This is a genomic window from Reyranella sp., from assembly GCF_965227665.1.
Classification (GTDB): domain Bacteria; phylum Pseudomonadota; class Alphaproteobacteria; order Reyranellales; family Reyranellaceae; genus Reyranella.
Genome location: NZ_OZ245767.1, coordinates 351,661 through 370,441, shown reverse-complemented (window position 1 = coordinate 370,441; position 18,781 = coordinate 351,661). Strand labels below are relative to the sequence as shown.

The following is an 18,781-nucleotide window of genomic DNA, read 5'->3' as shown; positions in this document are numbered from 1 at the left end:
GTCAGTTCGCCTTCGCCGGTGCCGCCGCGGGTGCCGCGGCCGTCTCCTGGGCCTTCTCGTCGCCCGGAAGAACCTTGGGCGCGCCCTCCCAGGGGCTCAGGAAGTCGAAGCGGCGAAATTCCTGGGCCAGCTTCACCGGTTCGTAGACCACGCGCTTCTGGACATCGTCCCAGCGCAGCTCGACGAAGCCGGTCAGCGGGAAATCCTTGCGCAGCGGATGGCCCTCGAACCCGTAGTCGGTGAGGATGCGGCGCAGATCCGGATGGTCCGAGAACCATACGCCGTAAAGATCGTAGGTCTCGCGCTCGAACCAGCCGGCCGAGCTGTAGACCGAGGCGGCGGACGGCACCGGCGTCGTCTCGTCCGTCATCAGCTTCACGCGGATGCGCTGGTTGTTCTTTACGCTGAGCAGATTGTAGACGACGTCAAAGCGCTTCTCGCGCTCCGGCCAGTCGACGCCGCAGATGTCGATCAGCTGCGTGAACAGGCACTTCGGATCGTCGCGCAGGTAGGTGAGAAGCGCGGTCACCTTCTCCGGCGACGTCTCGAGCATCAGCTCGCCCAGTCGGATTTCGGCCTTCGACACCACGTCCGCCTGCGCCTGGACGATGTGGTCGCCAAGTTCCTTGAGAGCCTCGCTCATCAGCGCACCAGCGTGCCCGTGCGACGGACCTTCTTCTGGAGCTGCAGCACGCCGTAGAGCAGCGCCTCGGCAGTCGGCGGACAGCCCGGCACATAGACGTCGACCGGCACGATGCGATCGCAGCCGCGCACGACGGAGTAGCTGTAGTGATAGTAGCCGCCGCCATTGGCGCACGACCCCATCGAGATCACGTAACGCGGCTCGGCCATCTGGTCGTAGACCTTGCGCAGCGCCGGGGCCATCTTGTTGGTCAGCGTGCCGGCCACGATCATCACGTCGGCGGCGCGCGGGCTCGGCATCGGCGCGAAGCCGAAGCGATCGAGATCGTAGCGGCTCATCCAGCAGTGAATCATCTCGACGCCGCAGCAGGCCAGACCGAAGGTCAGCCCCCACATCGAGCCGGTGCGCGCCCAGGTGACCAACTTGTCGAGCTGGGCGACGACGAAGCCCTTGTCGGCCAGCTCGTCGTTCAGCGCCCGCGACAGCGCCGCTTCGGCGACCGTGTTGGGTTTGGCCGGAGTGATCACTCCCATTCCAGGGCTCCCTTACGCCACTCGTAGATGAAGCCCACCGTCAGCACGCCCAGGAACAACATCATCGACCAGAAGCCGAAGAGGCCGATATCGCCCAGCGCCACCGCCCACGGAAACAGGAACGCGACCTCGAGATCGAAGATGATGAAGAGAATCGCGACGAGGTAGAAACGAACGTCGAACTGTCCGCGCGCGTCGTCGAACGGTGCGAACCCGCACTCGAACGGCGACAGCTTCTCCGAGTTCGGATTCTGGCGGGCGATCAGGTATGACCCGCCGAGCATGGCGCAGACCAGCCCGAAGGCTAGTCCGAGGAAGATCAGGATTGGCAGGTATTCCCGCAGAAGAGCTTCCATCGCCACCCCTTGCGCCCGGTTATTATGGGCCGCCAGTGTTTGGGCTGGCGCGAGCGACGGGACTCGAACCCGCGACCTCCGGCGTGACAGGCCGGCATTCTAACCAACTGAACTACGCCCGCTTTCAGCCCCAAACGGCGCGCGGAGAAATATAGGAGCCCCTACTAGGTGTCAAGCATACCGCAGCCGCGAATGCGTGTGTAAGTGCCGGATTTTTCAGAGAATTTCCGCATGCCACCTGGCGACCCCGCAGTTTGCGAGTGCGAACACACGATTGCGATTGATTCGCATGCCTTTGATCGAACGGCCGATCGCGATCCGCCGTTCGCAAGTGCACGGTAAAACGCCGGCCCGGTTGGATTTCACGCGATTCTCCCTCACCGCCCTGCCACCGTCGAGTGCCCAACCGCCAAGGGCACGCGCGCGCGCACAAAGGCGCGGATTATTTCTGGCCATAGGCTTTCAGGATCGCCGCCACGAACATGATCCCGACCCAGATCAGCCAGGCCCAGCCGAAGTCGAAGTTTAGGCCGAAGCGACCCACTGCGACCGGGGCGATCCGTCCGAAGCGCTTCCGGGCCCAGATGTTGAGGACGTTGGTGTGCATCGCCTCGACGACACGCTTGTAGTCTGCGGCGCCGGCGGCGGGCATCGTCCAGCTCGATACGGTGATGGCGCGTTCGTTGACGAGCGTGCGCCCTTCAATCCGCAGGCGGTTGAAGAAGGAGATGCCCTCCCCCTCTTCCCCATGGTGCCATCCGTCGCCGGTCCACTTGCGCGGCATCTTGAGGGTGATGCGGTGACCCAGCTGTCGCGGCCGTCCGAGGATGATGGCGCCCTCTCGCTCCGCCGGCTTGAGCGTGCCCAGTTCGCTTGCCACCACGAGGTCGCAAATCTGGAAGGCCAGCCGCTTCCCCTCCTGCCTCCAGCAATCGGGAATCTCGTATCTCAGGATCACGGTCAGGCAGTTGTCGGGACGGTCATCCTGCACCTCGATCGCACCGGTTTGATGGGCGCGCGGCCAGAAAGCCAGGACCTCCTTCAGCCGGTCGTTCGCATAATCGGCGGAGCCCCCGTTCGCGAACCTGTGACGCACATCATCGGCCGCCCGGGAATAGTATTCGACCTGCCTTGTCAGTCGCGCCGTCGAGTCGGGCTTGGGGCCGAACTCGACCTCGTCCTCGACATTGACCTGCGGCACCGGCTCACCGGGGCCGATCTGCTCCAGCGTATCGGCGTCGCCCGAAAGCGGCAGTGCCCAGCCGAAATGAACCTGACTGAGCTTTGTCAGCCGGCCAGCTTGTTCGGGACAGGTCGGATCGAGCCAGTAGCTCGTCCCCTTCAGGCGCAGCCGAACGATGCAGTGGTTGAACAGGTCGGAGGCAGCCAGGAAATCCGGCAGCGCCATGCCGTGCGTCGTCGAGGTGAGTGCGGCACAGGCGTCCAGTCCCAGGCGGCGCGCACCGGCGACATAGAGCTGGGCGGCGTCCTTGCAGTCGCCGAAGCGGCTGGACCAGATCGCCGCCAGGCCGCGCGGCATGAGCCCGCCTTCGCCGAAAGACAGTGCGAAATAGCGAAGCTCCCGCTGCACGAAGCGGAGCCATTCGACGGCGCGATCCGCCGGGTCGGGATACTTTGTCCCCAGTTGGTCGATCTCGCGGGCCAGTCCCTCGGGAATCTCGGCAGTTTCATAGTAAGGAGCGAACAGGCACGCCACGTCCGACCACGCCGGAAATTCGCTGAACTGGAGCGTCGGGGCATGGAGATGCCAAGGCACCGCGTATTCCTCGACCTCGTGCCGTGGGGCATCTTCCAGGCACCAGCGAGCGTCGACGACCCCATCCGCCACGGTGATCGCTTCTGCTGGCGGATCGTTGAACGTTCTGCAGGCAACGGGACGATCGACTGGGCGAATCTGACGGTGGCGGCACTGGTAGAACGGCTCGAGTTCATCGAATGCCACCCAGCCGGCAAATTTGCCCTTCAGCGCCGGATTGCTGCCGGTGACCGTCACCGCAGTCTCGACGATGTCACCAACCCGTACGTCGGGAATCAACAACGATGTCGTCAGCCGCCCATTGAGAATCAGCATTTCGAGATTTGCTTCACGCCGGAACGTCTGGAACGCGTCGGCATGCGCATGTTCGATGATTTCCCCGCCGCGGAAGATGCGCACGTGATGAATCGCCACCTGCTCGTAGGCAGGGTCGAATTCCACCCCGAAATGCGAGACGCGCTCGGCGCCGGCGCGGGTCAGAACCTTCTGGACGCGCCGGAAGTGCCATTGCCGCTCGAGGAGGCACAGATTCACCTGGCTCTCGGACAGAAGTCGGCAGAGACCATTATCGATGAATCGCGACGCGCTCGGGTCTGCCGGAACGGCGTAGGGCGCACACTCGACCCAGGTTGGCACCGGCTCGCAGCGCACCGCGGCCTGGGGTGCTGCAGGCGCCCTTTCGATCGGCGTCACGCCGCGGCTCCCCCCGGATCGGCCATGGCAGTTGGTGGGCGATGACGGGATCGAACCGCCGACCAGTCCCGTGTAAAGGGAATGCTCTACCGCTGAGCTAATCGCCCGGCGTCGCTCCTAGCACAGCGGACCGGGAAAAGCCTAGTTGATCGCGTCCTTGAGAGCCTTGCTGGCCTTGAAGCGCGGCACGATGGCGGCCGGGATCTTGATCTTCTCGCCGGTCTGGGGATTTCGCCCCTCGCCCGCCTGCCTCTTGGTCACCTGGAACGTGCCGAACCCGACCAGCAGGACCTTTTCCTTCTTCTTCAGCGATTTGGTGATCACCGTGAGCATCGAATCGATGGCGTTCGCGGCGTCCGTCTTGGAAAGGTTCGTCGAAGCGGCGACGGCTGCGATCAGATCGTGCTTGTTCACGGCGAGCCTCTCCATGGTCCGGCAACTCGGGTCTCGAGGCGCTTATACCATATTTTGTGGCGCTGCCGATAAGGATCGCACCATTTGGGCCAAAACGACGAAGCCCCGGACAGGCCGGGGCTTCGCTTCACAATCCAGGACGGAATTCAGTGGGCGCGGGCAGCCTCGGCGGGTTCAGCCGGCTTCGCAGCTACCGCGTCGAGATCGTTGACCCACTCGATGGCGACCAGCGGCTTCACCAGCGCCCGGGCCAGGACCTCGTCCACCGTCGACACCGGGACGATCTCCAGTCCCTTCTTCACGTTGTCGGGGATCTCCGGCAGATCGCGTTCATTCTCCTTGGGAATGAGCACGGTCTTGAGACCGCCGCGCAGGGCCGCCAGCAGCTTCTCCTTGAGGCCGCCGATCGGCATGACCCGCCCGCGCAGGCTGATCTCGCCGGTCATGGCCACCTCCTTGCGGACCGCGATGCCCGTGAGGGCGGACACGATCGAGGTCACCATCGCCACGCCGGCGGACGGACCGTCCTTCGGCGTCGCGCCCTCCGGCACGTGGATGTGGATATCGCGCTTCTCGAAGATGTTCGACTTGATGCCGAACATATGGGCGCGCGACCGGACGTAGGCGTTGGCCGCCTGCACCGACTCCTGCATCACATCACCCAGCTTGCCGGTGACGCTCATGCGTCCCCGCCCCGGAACCAGCACGGCCTCGATCTGCAGCAACTCGCCGCCGACCTCGGTCCAGGCCAGACCCGTGGTGATGCCGACCAGGTCCTCGAGCTCCGCCTCGCCGAACCGGAAGCGCCGGACGCCGGCGTATTTCTCCAGGTTCTTGGGGCCGATCTTCACCTTGGTCGTCCCCTTCATGAGGATTTCCTTGGTGGCCTTGCGGGCCAGGTTGGCGATCTCGCGCTCCAGGTTACGAACGCCCGCCTCGCGCGTGTAGTAGCGCACGAGGTCGCGCACCGCGTCGTCGTGGATGTCGATCTCGCTCTCCTTGAGACCGTTCGCCTCGATCTGCTTGGGGATCAGGTGCTTGCGCGTGATCGCCACCTTCTCGTCCTCGGTGTAACCGGCGAGGCGGATGATCTCCATGCGGTCCAGCAACGGCTGCGCCATGCGCAGCGAGTTGGCCGTCGTAATGAACATCACGTCCGACAGGTCGTAGTCGATTTCGAGATAGTGGTCGTTGAACGACGTGTTCTGCTCGGGGTCGAGGACCTCGAGCAGCGCCGACGACGGATCGCCGCGGAAATCGGCACCGAGCTTGTCGATCTCGTCGAGCAGGAAGAGCGGGTTCGAAGACTTCGCCTTCTTCATGCTCTGGATGACCTTGCCCGGCAGCGAGCCGATATAGGTCCGGCGATGGCCGCGAATCTCCGCCTCGTCGCGCACGCCGCCCAGCGACATGCGAACGAAGTTGCGCCCCGTGGCCTTGGCAATCGACTTGCCGAGCGACGTCTTGCCGACGCCGGGAGGACCGACGAGGCACAGGATCGGGCCCTTCATCTTGTTCACGCGCTGCTGCACCGCGAGATACTCGAGGATGCGTTCCTTCACCTTCTCGAGGCCGTGATGGTCGGCGTTGAGAATCTCCTCGGCGTACTTCAGATCCTTGATGATCTTGGTCGGCCTGCGCCACGGAATCGACAGCAGCCAGTCGAGGTAGTTGCGCACCACCGTCGCCTCGGCCGACATCGGGCTCATCGTCCTGAGCTTCTTCAGCTCGGCGTTGGCCTTCTCCCGCGCCTCCTTGCTGAGGCGGGTCTTCTTGATGCGCTTCTCCAGCTCGGAAACCTCGTCGCGACCGTCCTCGGTCTCGCCAAGCTCCTTCTGGATCGCCTTCATCTGCTCGTTGAGATAGTACTCGCGCTGCGTCTTCTCCATCTGACGCTTCACGCGATTGCGGATCTTCTTCTCGACCTGCAGCACGCCGATCTCGCCTTCCATGAGGCCGAGGATACGCTCCAGGCGCTTCGACACCGAATCGAGCTCGAGCAGCTGCTGCTTCTCGGCGACCTTGAGCGCCAGATGCGCGGAGATGGTGTCGGCGAGCTTGGCCGGCTCCTCGATCTTGTTGATCGAGACCACGACTTCCGGCGGCACCTTCTTGTTCAGCTTCACGTAGTTCTCGAACTCAGAGACCACGGTGCGGGCAGCCGCCTGCATTTCCGCGCTGTCGCCGGTCGATTCTTCCATGTCGACGGCGCGCGCCTCGAAGAAATCGGCGCGATCGTTGTAGCCCGTGATCTTCACGCGACGGCCGCCCTCGACCAGCACCTTCACGGTGTCGTCGGGCAGCTTGAGCAGCTGCAGCACGGTGCCGAGCGTGCCGATCGTGTAGATGTCCTCGGGGCCGGGATCGTCCTGGCTGGCGTTCTTTTGGGCGATCAGCAGGATCTGCTTGTCGTCCTTCATGACCTCTTCGAGGGCCTTGACGCTCTTCTCCCGACCGACGAAGAGCGGCACGATCATGCCGGGAAACACGACGATGTCGCGCAGTGGCAGGACGGGATAGACGGTTCCTTGAATGGGGGCGTTCATGATGCCTCGCAACGTACGCTGTTAGAGCTACCCGTGCCTCGGCCGGGGATCCCTCTCGGGGCGATCCACGGCACGCGAACGCGCGCACTCGCTATCAGAGATTGGCCTGAACAGAGGGTTGTTCAAGCCCCGTCGGGGGAGACCGCCGGCGACGGTTGCCGCCGACGCTGCAAAACTCAGGCCGGAGCAGCCGCAACGCCTTCTTTGCGCTCGCCATGCACATAAAGCGGCTGGGCGCGACCCTCGATGACTTCCCGATTGATCACCACTTCCTCGACGCCGTCGAGCGACGGCAGGTCGTACATGGTGTCGAGCAGCACGGTCTCCATGATGGACCGGAGCCCGCGGGCGCCGGTCTTGCGCAGGATCGCCTTCTGGGCGACCGCGCGCAGGGCATCGTCGGAGAATTTGAGCTTCACGTTCTCCATGTCGAAGAGGCGCTGATACTGCTTGATCAGCGCGTTCTTCGGCCGGGTCAGGATCTCGATCAGCGCGACCTCGTCCAGGTCCTCGAGCGTCGCAACGACCGGCAGGCGGCCGACGAACTCGGGGATCAGGCCGTAGCGCAGCAGGTCCTCGGGCTCGAGATCCTTCAGGATTTCGCCGGTCCGGCGATCCTCAGGCCCCCGCACTTCCGCCCCGAAGCCGATCGAAGTGCCCTGGCGGCGCATCGAGATGAGCTTGTCGAGGCCGGCGAAGGCGCCGCCGCAGATGAACAGGATGTTCGTCGTGTCGACCTGCAGGAACTCCTGCTGCGGATGCTTGCGCCCGCCCTGCGGCGGCACGGAGGCCACGGTGCCCTCCATGATCTTCAGCAGCGCCTGCTGCACACCCTCGCCCGACACGTCGCGGGTGATCGAGGGGTTGTCGGACTTGCGGCTGATCTTGTCGACCTCGTCGATATAGACGATGCCGCGCTGCGCCCGCTCGACATTGTAGTCGGCCGCCTGCAGCAGCTTCAGGATGATGTTCTCGACGTCCTCGCCGACATAGCCGGCTTCGGTGAGCGTCGTGGCGTCGGCCATCGTGAACGGCACGTCCAGCATGCGCGCCAGGGTCTGGGCGAGCAGCGTCTTGCCGCAGCCGGTCGGCCCGATCAGCATGATGTTCGACTTGGCGATCTCGACTTCGTTCGCCTTGCCGCCGTGGCTCAATCGTTTGTAGTGATTGTGCACGGCAACGGAAAGAATGCGCTTGGCGCGGTCCTGACCGATGACGTAGTCGTCGAGGATCTGCCGGATCTCCTTGGGAGACGGCACGCCATCCTTCGACTTGACGAGAGTCGTCTTGCTCTCTTCCCTGATGATGTCCATGCAGAGTTCGACGCATTCATCGCAGATGAACACGGTCGGACCGGCAATGAGCTTGCGGACTTCATGCTGGCTCTTGCCGCAGAAGCTGCAATACAGGGTGTTGCGGGAATCACCCCCGGATTTGGCGGCTGGCATGTCGGTAACGCACCTCCGCTTGGGGGGCCCTACGACCTGCGGGCCCGCACACAAGCCTATGTTAAACGTGCCGCCCGGACGGCGACAACATCAAAATATGGTGTGTCGCCGTGCGAACGGGAAACAATTGGTCGCTGCTGCCCCCTCAGGAGGCAGCCGCCTGAATGGTCGTGGGGGTCGGACGCTTCTCGAGGACGTCGTCGATCAGGCCGAACTCCTTGGCTTCCAGGGGCGCGAAGAACTTGTCCCGCTCCATGGCAAGCTCGATCACCTCGAGCGGCTTGCCGGTATGTTCCACATACATTTGGTTAAGCCGGGCCCGGGTCGCAAGGATCTCGCGGGCATGGATTTCGATGTCCGTGGCCTGGCCCTGCGCGCCGCCCGAGGGCTGATGGATCATGATCCGGGCATTCGGCAGCGCGAATCGCTTGCCCTTCTCGCCCGCCGTCAGCAGGAGCGAGCCCATCGACGCCGCCTGCCCGTAGACCAGGGTCGAGATGTGCGGGCGGATGTAGCGCATGGTGTCGTAGATCGCCATGCCGGACGTCACCACGCCACCGGGCGAGTTGATGTAGAACGAGATGTCCTTGGTCGGGTTCTCGGCTTCGAGATACAGCAGCTGGGCGCAGAGCACGCCTGCCACGTGGTCCTCGACCGGACCGTTCAGGAAGATGATCCGTTCCTTCAGCAGCCTCGACCAGATGTCATAGCCGCGTTCGCCGCGCGCCGATTGCTCGACCACCATCGGCACGTAGTAGTTGTTGTAGACTTCCAGCGGATCGCGGTCGCGAATCATCGCGGGCCCCCTTGAGTGACAGTGCTACGGGAAAGTGGCAGCGCCGGTGGCCCCATTCAAGGCCACCGGCTCCGGATCAGTTCGCCGCCGCTTCCGCAGGCTCGTCGTTTTCCGCCTCGCGGGCGGCCTTGAGCAGTTCCTCGGGGGTAACCGGCTTCTCCGAAACCTTGGCCAGCTCCAGGATGAAGTCGACCGTCTTCTCCTCGAAGATCGGCGCCCGCAGCTGGTCCTTCGCCTCGGCATTCTTGCTGAAGAACTCGAGCACCTGGCGCTCCTGGCCCTGATAGCGCATGGCTTCGCGCATCACTGCCTGGTTGAGCTCCTCGGGGGTCACGTCAATGCTGTTGGAGCGGCCGATGTCGGCCAGCAGCAGGCCGAGACGCACGCGGCGCTCCGCGATCTCGCGGTACTCCTTGCGCATCTTCTCCTCGTCGTCCTCGAGCTTCTCGCCCTTCGCCTTGGCTTCCTCGATGCGCTGCCAGATCGCGTTGAACTCACTCTCGACGAGGCCTTCGGGCACGTCGAACTTGTGGGTTTCCGCAAGCTTGTCGAGGAGCTGGCGCTTGATCATCGTGCGCGAGATCTGGTTGTAGTCCTGGCCGATGCGCTCGCCGATCGCCTTGCGCATGGCCTCCAGGTTCTCGAAGTTGCTCTTCTTCGCCAGCTCGTCGTCCGCCGGCTTGTCGACGAACTCGTGGATTTCCTTGATCGTGCACTTGAACACGGCGTCCTTGCCGGCGAGTTCCGGCGCGCCGTACTCGGCCGGGAAGGTCACCTTGACGTCGACCGTCTTGCCGACCTCGGCGCCCGTCAGCTGATCCTCGAAGCCGGGGATGAACGAGCCCGAGCCGAGCTCCAGCGTGTAGTCGCTGGCCGCGCCGCCAGGGAACTCCACACCGTCGACCGAGCCCACGAAGTCGAGCTTGATGGCGTCGCCCTTCTGCGCCGGACGCGGCGGATCCACGGGCTTCTGCTCGCGATTCGCCTTGGCGATACGATCGAGCGCCTCGTCGATGTCCTTCTCCGGCACTTCCGCCTTCAGCCGCTCGAGCTCGATGCCCGAGAAGTCGAGCTTGCCGATTTCCGGCAGCACCTCGACCACGACCTCGAACTCGACGTCCTTGCCCTCTTCGAGCTGCTTCAGGTCAACGCGCGGCTGCAGCGCCGGCTTCAGGCCGCGATCCTCGATCGCCTTCGCCGTGCTGGTGTTGACGGCCGCCTCGACGGCTTCGCCGAACAGCGCCTGCCCATACTGCTTCTTGAGGAGGCTGACCGGCACCTTGCCGGGACGGAAGCCCGGCAGAGCCGCGGTCTTCGCCATTTCGGCCAGGCGCTCGTCGATCTTCGCCGAGAGGTCGCTTGCGGGGACGACGATCTTGAACTGGTGCTTCAGGCCTTCGGCCGAGAGTTCCGTAACTTGCATTGTCTCACTTCCATTTCCTGGTGCGGGCGGAGGGACTTGAACCCCCACGCCTTGCGGCACGAGAACCTAAATCTCGCGTGTCTACCAATTCCACCACGCCCGCCCGAAGCTTTGCCCAAACGACATCCTGAGCCATCGGGGCGTGCCGCGAAGGCCGAATCGCGGGCCTCTTAGCCCGACCCCGATGAACGGTCAATTAAAGGACGACAGGGAGTGGAGAACGCGCGGCAATTGCGCGGGCAAATCCTCGGCGATCAGGCCGGGATGGCCAAACTGCAGCGCACATTCCCCATGCAGCCAGGCCGCCGCCGACGCTGCGGCGAATGGCGTGAGGCCCTGTGCCAGAAGTCCGCCGATCAGCCCCGCGAGGACGTCGCCCGAACCGGCCGTCGCCAGCGCCGGCGAGGCGTGGACGTTGATCACCGCGCGGCCATCCGGCTCGGCGATCACGGTGTCGGGCCCCTTGAGCAGGACAGTCGCCCCGCTCCGCGCCGCCGCCCGCCTCACCCGCTCCAGCTTGCCGGTCTCGCCGGTCCGGCCGGCAAGGTCGGGGAACAGCCGCCTGAATTCGCCCTCATGCGGCGTCAGCACTGCGGGCCCTGCGATGCGGCGGAACAGGAGATCGGGATCGCCGGAGAAGACGGTGATCGCGTCGGCATCCAGCACCACCCGGCGCCGGGCGTCGAGCGCTGCGAGGACGGCCTCCTTCGTTCGCTCGATCACGCCCGATCCCGGACCGATCAGCACCGCATTCCGCCGCTCGTCTTCCAGCAGACGGGCGAACATCGGGCCATCGTCGGCCTCGACGACGAGATTTCCGGGCTCGGCCGCCTGATAGGCCGTCATCGTCGAGCGGAAACCCGCGATCGTCACCAGGCCGGCCCCGACCCGGCGCGCGGCCAACGCCGCCAGCCGCGCCGCGCCCGTGGCATGGGGCCCGGCCAGGATGGTGAGATGGCCCCGCGCATACTTGTGGTCGCCGATGTCCTCGCGGCGCAGCAGATGCGCCCACAGGGCCGGCGCATTCAGCCACGTCCGGGGGCCGATCGCGTTCAATGCGGCCGAGGGAATGCCGATATCCGCGATACGGAGGGCCCCGCAGCGGCGGAGCCCCTCGACCGAATAGTGGCCCGGCTTGGCGCGAAAAAACGACACGGTCGATTCGGCCTGAAAGGCGCGGCCGAGGATCTCGCCGGTGTCGCCATGGAGGCCGCTCGGCACGTCGACGGCGACCACGGGCAGCTCGCGCCCGTTCACCAGATCGATGGCGGCGGCAATCTCTCCGTCGATCGGGCGGCTCAGGCCGGCCCCGAAGATGGCGTCGATCACGAGGGGAGCGTCTTCCAGCAGCGCCGGCGACCAGCGCTCGACCGGCCCCGTCCAGGTTGCGGCGGCCCAGGCGGCATCGCCCTTGAGGCCCTCGAACACGCCAAAGAGAATCACCCGTACGGGCCAGCCCGCCGCCTGCAGATGCCGCGCCGCCACGAAGCCGTCGCCGCCATTGTTGCCCGGCCCGCACAGCACGATGACGGGACGACGTGCATGGCGCTCCATGACGGCGACGGCCACCGACTGTCCGGCGGCCTCCATGAGAGTCGGTCCGGAAACACCGGCCGCGATGGCAAAGGCATCGGCCTTCGACATCTGCCCGCAGCCGAGTAGCGCAAGTGCGTCGTTGGGAATGAGATCGTTCACGTCAGGCCTTGGCGGCATGGAACGGGGGCGATTGGGGCGGCCGACCGGAATTGAACCGGCGACATCCAGAATCACAATCTGGCGCTCTAACCAACTGAGCTACGGCCGCCATCGCGGGTCGCTCCCGACGAAGCGCGCCTTCCTACGCTCCAGCGGCCGGAGCGTCAACAATCAGCAGACGTCTTCGGCAGGAGTCGATCGATGGCATGTATCCAGACGGCGCAAGCCCCCTCGAACGACAGTTCGAAGTGACCGCGCAGACGTGCCCAACCCTCGAAATCGACCAGGGCTTCGATCGCGAGCACCGTCTGGCGGCGCTCGTGCGGCATCAGGGTCGCCAGTTCCGGCGCATAGATCTCCTCGATGCGCCGCATCACCATCTCGCGAATGACACGGATGCGCGCCTTCAGTTCCGGCGAATCGCCCTGGTTGGCATTGAGGGCTCGCCACAGGGGCAGCCATTCCTCGCAGGTGCGACCGCGCATCTCGACATGGATTTCCAGCCGCTGCATGCGCGTCCCATTCGTCGGCCGAGCGGCCACCTGGGCCGAGGCCCTGAGAGCGCCTCGTCGGTCGCCGCGACTCGCAAGGCGTGCAGGTCCGGGAAGCGTTCGAAGACCGATCGCACCGAGTAGCCGGCGCGCTGTGCGATCGCAGCGGCTGTGGGTATCTGCGGCCTCTCGCGAAGCAGGGCCAGGTAAGCATCGATGATGAGCTGGCGCGTGCGGGCGCTCCGCAGTCTTCGACCGTCCTTGGGATCGGGCGTCGGGGATGCGGCAGGCACCCCTTCACCCGCCCCGGTCACGCGGCCTCGCTCCGGTTCCGGGGCAGCAACCGGTCGATGGTCTGGATCCAGACGCCGCAGGCCTCGTCGACGGACAGGCCGAAGTATTCGCGCATGCGTTCCCAGCTTTCGACGTCGGTCAGCGCTTCCAGAACGATCAGCGTCTGACGCCGGTCCTCGGGCTGCATCGTGGCGAACTCCGGCGCGAACATCAGTTCCATGCGCTCCGTTACGCTGTCGCGCGCAGATCGGACGCGTGACCGCAGTTCCGGCGAATCGCCCTGGTTCACCACCAGGGACCGCCACAGGCGCACCCAGCGTTCGCAAGACTGGCTGCGCGTGCGTACATGCGCCTCGATCCGGCTCGCGCGGTCGCCCTCGACGCCCCGCGGCGGCGCCAGCGCCGACACCTGCGCGAAGCAGTAATCGACGGCCGCGACCTGAAGGGCGAGGATGTCGGGAAAGCGCTCGAAAATCGATCGTACGGAATATCCGGCCTTTTCCGCGATCTCGGCCGCGGTCGGCACGCGCGGCGACAGGTCCTGGGCGAGCGCGAGATAGGCCTCGATGATGAGCTGCTTGGTGCGCTCGCTGCGCAGCCGGCGGCCATCCACTTTCACCGGGCGGACCGTCATGTGCGAGCCCCACCGTCAGGCGTCGCCGGCAGGAGCCGGTCGATGGCCGCGATCCAGGCCGCGCAGCCTTCGGCGAACGACAGACCATAGACATCCCGGAGCCGCGCCCAACTCTCGATGTCGGTGATCGCTTCGAGAGCGATCAGGACGTTGCGGCGCTCGGTCTCCGGCAGCACCGTCAGCTCGGGCCGATACATGACCTGCATGCGCTCGATCGTGCGGTCGCGCGCGACCTTGATGCGGATCTTCAAGTCGTCGTTCTCGTCGACGTTGAACGTCAATGCCCGCCACAACGAGATGCCCCGCTCGCAGGTCCCTGCCCTGGTCTCCACGTGCGATCGGATGCGCGTCGCCCGGTCGCCATCGACGTCGCGTGCCGGCGCCAGCGCCGCCGCGTGCGCGAGCGCGTAATCCGCTGCCGCGACGCGCAAAGTGTGCAGATCGGGAAAACGTTCGAAGATGGACCTGACGGAATAGCCGGCGCGCTCCGCGATCTCCGCGGCAGTCGGCACCGGCGTATGCGGATTCTCCCGGATGAGGGCCAGATAGGCTTCGACGATGAGCTGCTTCGTGCGCTCGCTGCGCAGCCGACGGCCGTCCACCCTGATGGTCTTCGCCGAACCCGGGTGGCGGGCAGGAGGGTCGATCCAGCTCATCCCGCCAGCAAACTCGCCGACCGGAGCCAGGTTGCGATGCCGCAACTATCAGAGCGACTTACAAGCATTCTCAACGCAAACACCTCGGACGCTGTCTCTGCCCCGCCGAAACGAGGCGACAATTGCATCCTATGTCTACATCAATGCAAATACCAGCGAGTCAGCGGCCAAAATGTTTCGCCAAACGAGAGATGGCGCTGTCGAGCGTGCTGTCGTGCTTGCAGAAGCAGAAGCGCGCGAAATGTCGGGGCGCCGCTTCGGATTGGTAGAAGGCGCTGACCGGCACCGCCGTAACCCCGGCCTCGACCGTGATGTGCCGGCAGAAGTCCTCGTCGGTTCCATTGAATCCCAGCGGTCGGAAGTCCGTGGTGACGAAATACGTCCCGTGCGACGGCAGGACGTCGAAACCGATCGTGGCCAGAGCCCCGGCGAGATGGTCGCGCTTGCGCTGCATGTCGGCAGCCAGGGTCGAGAAGTAGCGATCGTCCAGGCGTAACCCGGTCGCCGCGCCCCATTGCAGGTTGGGCGGCGTCGTGAAGGTCATGAACTGGTGGGTCCTGGCGATCGCCTTCATCAGGTCCGGCGCCGCCGTGATGTAGCCCACCTTCCAGCCGGTGAGGCTGAAGCTCTTGCCGGCGGAGCCGATCCGGACCGTGCGGTCGCGCATGCCCGGCAGGGTCATCAGCGAGATGTGGCGCCGATCGTCGAAGATGATGTGCTCGTAGACCTCGTCGCACACGGCGTAGACATCGTGCTCGAGGCACAGCCCGGCGATGAAATCGAGTTCCTCGCGGTCGAACACCTTGGAGCAGGGATTCATCGGCGTATTGAACAGGATGAGCTTGGTCTTCGGTCCGAATGCCGCCGCCAGCTCCTCCCTCGGCAGACGCCAGGTCGGCGGCTCCAGGCGCACCAGCTTCGGCACGCCCCCTGCCCGCCGCACGATCGGCAGATAGGAATCGTACAGCGGCTCGATCAGAACGACTTCGTCCCCCGGCTCGATCAAGCCGAACAGGCAGTCGCCCAGCGCCTCGGTTGCCCCGGAGGTCACGAGCACTTCGCTTTGCCAGTCTATGTCGAGCCCCTGGAAACGCGTGGCGTGCGCAGCCACCGCCTGGCGTAGTTCGGGGATTCCCATCATCGGCGGGTACTGGTTGTGGCCGTTCAGCAGATAGTCAGCGGCCGCCGCCCTCACCTCCTCCGGCCCCTTGTCGTCGGGAAAACCCTGCCCGAGATTGACCGACTGGTGCTCGCGGGCCAGCGCCGACATGACTTCGAAGACCGTCGTGCCGAGGCCGGCCATCGTGGAGTTAGCGGATTTCATGCGAACTTCTCTCGGTGTCTACTTTTTGCGCTGTATTTTGTTTGTATTTTAATCAATCCGCCCTCAAAACAGACAGACTGAAGCCGGATTTCCCGCATTACCCTGTGGAAAATTCTGGCATGAAGTGTGCTTCCCTATCCTGACACGGGCTCTTCTGAACGGAGGGCCCGGTGCCTTCGTGCGGAGTGTCTCAAGCCAAATGAAGAAGATCGAAGCGATCATCAAGCCCTTCAAGCTGGACGAGGTGAAGGATGCCCTCAACCAGATCGGTCTGAAAGGCATCACGGTTCTCGAGGCCAAGGGCTTCGGCCGGCAGAAAGGCCATACCGAGCTTTATCGTGGCGCAGAGTACGTCGTCGACTTCCTGCCGAAGGTGAAGCTGGAACTCATCATCGAGGACGAGATGGTGGAAAAGGCGGTCGAGGCGATCCGTGCCTCCGCCCATACCGGTCGCATCGGCGACGGCAAGATCTTCGTGTCGAGCATCGACGACGCGATTCGAATTCGTACTGGTGAGCGTGGTGACGCCGCCGTATGAGGACCCGGCCTTTGGGGGCTGAAGAAGTAAACCACAAGTAGAGGGACGATCGACTATGGATGCCAAACAGGTTCTGGCGATGATCAAGGAAAAGGACGTCAAGTTCGTTGACTTCCGCTTCACCGATCCTCGCGGCAAGTGGCAGCACACGGCCCGCATGGCGTCCGCCACCGACGAAGGCACCTTCGAGGACGGCGTGATGTTCGACGGTTCGTCGATCGCCGGCTGGAAGGCGATCAACGAGTCCGACATGATCCTGATGCCGGACCCGTCGACCGCCGTGCTCGACCCCTTCTCGGCGCAGACCACGCTGATCGTGAGCTGCGACGTCGTCGAGCCCTCGACCGGCCAGCTCTATGCCCGCTGCCCGCGCTCGACCGCCAAGCGCGCCGAAGCCTTCATGAAGTCGTCGGGCATCGGCGACACCGCCGTGTTCGGCCCCGAACTCGAGTTCTTCGTGTTCGACGACGTCCGCTATGACGTGCAGATGCAGGGCAGCTTCTACAGCATCTCCTCGAACGAATCGCCGTGGAACACCGGCATCGCGGTCGAGGGCGGCAACCTGGCCCACCGTCCGGGCGTCAAGGGCGGCTACTTCCCCGTCCAGCCGGTCGACACGCACAACGACCTGCGCGCCGAGATGATGACGGTCTGCACCGACATGGGCCTGGTCATGGAAATCCACCATCACGAGGTGGCTCCGGCGCAGAACGAGCTCGGCTTCAAGTTCGACACGCTCGTGAAGACCGCCGACAACGTGCAGAAGTACAAGTACACGCTGCACAACGTCGCCCACAGCTACGGCAAGTCGCTGACCTTCATGCCGAAGCCGCTCTATGGCGACAACGGCTCGGGCATGCACACCCACCAGTCGATCTGGAAGGACGGCAAGCCGCTGTTCGCCGGTTCGGGCTATGCCGACCTGTCGGAGACGGCGCTGTACTACATCGGCGGCATCATCAAGCACGCCAAGGCGCTGAACGCCTTCACCAACGCCAGCACCAACTCCTACAAGCGCGTCATCCCGGGCTTCGAGGCGCCGGTGCTGCTGGCCTACTCGTCGCGCAACCGCTCGGCCTCGTGCCGCATCCCCTACGCGTCCTCGCCCAAGGGCAAGCGCGTCGAGGTCCGCTTCCCCGATCCGTCGGCCAACCCGTACCTCGCCTTCGCGGCGATGCTGATGGCCGGACTCGACGGCATCAAGAACAAGATCCATCCGGGCGACCCGATGGACAAGAACCTGTACGACCTGCCGCCGGAAGAACTCTCCAAGGTTCCGACCGTCGCCGGCTCGCTGCGCGAGGCCCTCAACGCCCTCGACGCCGACCGCTCGTTCCTCACCCAGGGCGGCGTGTTCACCGACGACCAGATCGACGCCTACATGGAACTCAAGTGGGAAGAGGTCTACAACTGGGAACACCAGCCGGCCCCGATCGAGTACAAGATGTATTATTCGATCTAAATCGGATGCAGTAAAATCGAGCTTTTAGGAACGTCGGAAACACTCCGAAGTCCCTAGCAAGTCCCTAGGAAGGCCACCCACCCGGGTGGCCTTTTTCGTCAACAACGTAGACTCAAATGCAGCAATGGTACTTGGAACTGTTCAAGCTCAACGGCAGCAACAAAATCGCGTCCATAGAGGAACGTCATCCTCTCGTTCGTGCCGACCAGCCCACCCGGCAACAGGTCGAACTGGCAATGCGCGAGGTCGAATGGGAGAGGCTCAGGATGAGTGGCATCCACGGTATGAGAATCATCGCGGAGGACAGCACCGTCTATTTGGACTGGGATGTGTGGGACACCCTGAAGACGATGAGCGACCTCGGGCGGTTCGAGTACCGCCAGTCCCTTCGGAAAGATGAACAGAAGGACCCCTAGCCCTTCATTGTGCCCGTGATCACCCGGAGGATTATCGGGGTGTATTCGAACCAGCGATGCGAGCCATAGCCGGACACCCAGGGCCGCTGGTCCGGGCACTGGGAAAATGGGTTGGGAGGTATCTACGGGCTATCGGGCTGGACAAGCGTTGGACCGACTTCCACTCGTCCCGGCATTCGTGGAAAGCCGCCGCGACCCACATTCCGGAACGCCACTCACGGAACATCTTGCGCGTCAGGTAGCCCAATCTTCCAGCGCATCCCCCTTCATCACGCTCTCCCCGGCGGACGTAGAAGCCCATCATCTCACAATCTCACCGCGATAGCAGGCTGCCTCCTGCGACGGGATATGACTCTCCTCGGGCTCCGTCTGTGTATGCCCAAGTAGGCAGGGGTAATTACCGGCTTCCAGAGAAAGCCTGCATTTGCTGAGCCCGGATCATCAGACCGAGTAATTACCCGACCCCGGCGCTGCTACAGGCCAGAAGATGGGCACCAACAACAGAGGTCCCGCTGATGATCCACTTCCATTTCGCCTTCTCCCTGACCTACCCCGAAGCCGTTGTCCTGCTCCTGATCTTGGCCCGTCTTGTTCAGCGCCTGAGCTAGCCGGGTAAATATCAGCGCTGGTGGTGGCCTCTAC

17 protein-coding genes and 4 tRNA genes are annotated in these 18,781 nt (G+C 64.3%); 3 read left to right on the top strand and 18 right to left on the bottom strand.

Going from position 1 to position 18,781, the window contains the following annotated elements:
- Position 1 precedes the first annotated feature (1 nt).
- From ACO07I_RS01860 to ACO07I_RS01775, 18 genes are all read right to left on the bottom strand, one after another.
- Entirely contained in the window at positions 2–643 is a 642-nt protein-coding gene (locus ACO07I_RS01860; RefSeq protein ID WP_422013741.1) for an NADH-quinone oxidoreductase subunit C, read from the bottom strand.
- Positions 643–1,176, bottom strand: coding sequence for a NuoB/complex I 20 kDa subunit family protein (locus tag ACO07I_RS01855; protein WP_407074927.1), 534 nt, complete (start codon positions 1,174–1,176; stop codon positions 643–645). Before ACO07I_RS01855 ends, ACO07I_RS01860 begins: the two co-directional genes overlap by 1 nt.
- Entirely contained in the window at positions 1,167–1,532 is a 366-nt protein-coding gene (locus ACO07I_RS01850) for an NADH-quinone oxidoreductase subunit A (RefSeq protein ID WP_068198877.1), read from the bottom strand. Before ACO07I_RS01850 ends, ACO07I_RS01855 begins: the two co-directional genes overlap by 10 nt.
- A gap of 45 nt (positions 1,533–1,577) precedes the next feature.
- Positions 1,578–1,654: transfer RNA gene (locus tag ACO07I_RS01845), tRNA-Asp, on the bottom strand.
- Between the two features lie 320 nt (positions 1,655–1,974).
- The gene (locus tag ACO07I_RS01840; protein ID WP_422013738.1) at positions 1,975–4,002 is read right to left on the bottom strand and encodes a DUF3857 domain-containing protein; all 2,028 of its coding nucleotides are present in this window, start codon (positions 4,000–4,002) and stop codon (positions 1,975–1,977) included.
- Between the two features lie 32 nt (positions 4,003–4,034).
- Positions 4,035–4,109 (bottom strand) — tRNA-Val (locus ACO07I_RS01835).
- A gap of 34 nt (positions 4,110–4,143) precedes the next feature.
- The gene (locus tag ACO07I_RS01830; RefSeq protein WP_298314012.1) at positions 4,144–4,416 is read right to left on the bottom strand and encodes an HU family DNA-binding protein; all 273 of its coding nucleotides are present in this window, start codon (positions 4,414–4,416) and stop codon (positions 4,144–4,146) included.
- A 146-nt stretch (positions 4,417–4,562) separates the two neighbouring features.
- Positions 4,563–6,962 (bottom strand): endopeptidase La, encoded by a 2,400-nt coding sequence (gene lon, locus ACO07I_RS01825; protein ID WP_422013736.1) that lies wholly within the window; start codon positions 6,960–6,962, stop codon positions 4,563–4,565.
- Between the two features lie 176 nt (positions 6,963–7,138).
- On the bottom strand, positions 7,139–8,410 hold the full coding sequence (gene clpX / locus ACO07I_RS01820) for an ATP-dependent Clp protease ATP-binding subunit ClpX (protein WP_422013734.1): 1,272 nt from the start codon (positions 8,408–8,410) through the stop codon (positions 7,139–7,141).
- Positions 8,411–8,555: 145 nt separating this feature from the next.
- Complete coding sequence (locus ACO07I_RS01815; protein ID WP_422013732.1) at positions 8,556–9,206, bottom strand: ATP-dependent Clp protease proteolytic subunit; 651 nt, start codon at positions 9,204–9,206, stop codon at positions 8,556–8,558.
- 76 nt (positions 9,207–9,282) lie between these two features.
- Positions 9,283–10,629 (bottom strand): trigger factor, encoded by a 1,347-nt coding sequence (tig, locus tag ACO07I_RS01810; RefSeq protein WP_422013730.1) that lies wholly within the window; start codon positions 10,627–10,629, stop codon positions 9,283–9,285.
- An 18-nt stretch (positions 10,630–10,647) separates the two neighbouring features.
- Positions 10,648–10,732, bottom strand: a tRNA-Leu gene (locus ACO07I_RS01805).
- A gap of 89 nt (positions 10,733–10,821) precedes the next feature.
- Positions 10,822–12,324 carry an NAD(P)H-hydrate dehydratase gene (locus tag ACO07I_RS01800; protein WP_422013728.1) on the bottom strand — a complete coding sequence of 501 codons (1,503 nt, stop codon included), beginning with the start codon at positions 12,322–12,324 and terminating at the stop codon, positions 10,822–10,824.
- 32 nt (positions 12,325–12,356) lie between these two features.
- Positions 12,357–12,433: transfer RNA gene (locus ACO07I_RS01795), tRNA-His, on the bottom strand.
- Between the two features lie 55 nt (positions 12,434–12,488).
- The gene (locus ACO07I_RS01790) at positions 12,489–12,836 is read right to left on the bottom strand and encodes a hypothetical protein (protein WP_422013726.1); all 348 of its coding nucleotides are present in this window, start codon (positions 12,834–12,836) and stop codon (positions 12,489–12,491) included.
- A gap of 289 nt (positions 12,837–13,125) precedes the next feature.
- Entirely contained in the window at positions 13,126–13,743 is a 618-nt protein-coding gene (locus ACO07I_RS01785; RefSeq protein WP_422013724.1) for a TetR/AcrR family transcriptional regulator, read from the bottom strand.
- A complete protein-coding gene (locus ACO07I_RS01780) occupies positions 13,740–14,399 on the bottom strand; it encodes a TetR/AcrR family transcriptional regulator (protein WP_422013722.1) in 660 nt (219 codons plus the stop codon). The genes ACO07I_RS01785 and ACO07I_RS01780 overlap by 4 nt, the downstream gene beginning before the upstream one ends.
- 160 nt (positions 14,400–14,559) lie before the next feature.
- Positions 14,560–15,723, bottom strand: a complete 1,164-nt coding sequence (locus ACO07I_RS01775) for an aminotransferase (protein ID WP_422013720.1) — start codon at positions 15,721–15,723, stop codon at positions 14,560–14,562.
- A 199-nt stretch (positions 15,724–15,922) separates the two neighbouring features.
- On the opposite strand from ACO07I_RS01775, the gene ACO07I_RS01770 reads away from it, so the two are divergent.
- The 3 genes from ACO07I_RS01770 to ACO07I_RS01760 all read left to right on the top strand — a co-directional run bounded on the left by ACO07I_RS01770 (position 15,923) and on the right by ACO07I_RS01760 (position 18,139).
- Complete coding sequence (locus tag ACO07I_RS01770) at positions 15,923–16,261, top strand: P-II family nitrogen regulator (protein WP_324504790.1); 339 nt, start codon at positions 15,923–15,925, stop codon at positions 16,259–16,261.
- 55 nt (positions 16,262–16,316) lie between these two features.
- Positions 16,317–17,723 carry a type I glutamate--ammonia ligase gene (glnA, locus tag ACO07I_RS01765; protein WP_422013718.1) on the top strand — a complete coding sequence of 469 codons (1,407 nt, stop codon included), beginning with the start codon at positions 16,317–16,319 and terminating at the stop codon, positions 17,721–17,723.
- A 131-nt stretch (positions 17,724–17,854) separates the two neighbouring features.
- Entirely contained in the window at positions 17,855–18,139 is a 285-nt protein-coding gene (locus ACO07I_RS01760) for a hypothetical protein (protein ID WP_422013716.1), read from the top strand.
- The last annotated feature ends 642 nt before the right edge of the window (positions 18,140–18,781 follow it).